1 protein-coding gene is annotated in these 300 nt (G+C 71.7%); it reads right to left on the bottom strand.

Translation table 11 applies throughout. The features are described 5' to 3' along the window. On the bottom strand, positions 1-300 hold a 300-nt coding region (locus I5731_RS00360), incomplete at both ends, for an IS110 family transposase (RefSeq protein WP_235981454.1).

The following is a 300-nucleotide window of genomic DNA, read 5'->3' on the forward strand; positions in this document are numbered from 1 at the left end:
GCGCTTGTCGCGCTGACGCTCGGCGACCATCATGGCGATGATCTGCCGCCGGCGGGCGACGAGATCGGCGAAGATGCGCGTTTCCTCGTCTGGCAACGCGCGGGCCTCCGGCCGGACGGCGTCGGCGAAGTGCGCGATGACCGCGGCATCGATGGCGTCGGTCTTGGCGTTTTTGCCCATCGCCTGCGCGAAGCAGCGGACCCGGCTTGGGTTGACCACCGCGACGGGGAGCCCCGCGGCGGCGAGACTGGCCGCCGCCACGCTCTCGAAGCCGCCGGTCGCCTCGAGGACGACAAGCAG

It is taken from the genome of Methylobrevis albus, assembly GCF_015904235.1.
Lineage (GTDB): Bacteria > Pseudomonadota > Alphaproteobacteria > Rhizobiales > Pleomorphomonadaceae > Methylobrevis_A > Methylobrevis_A albus.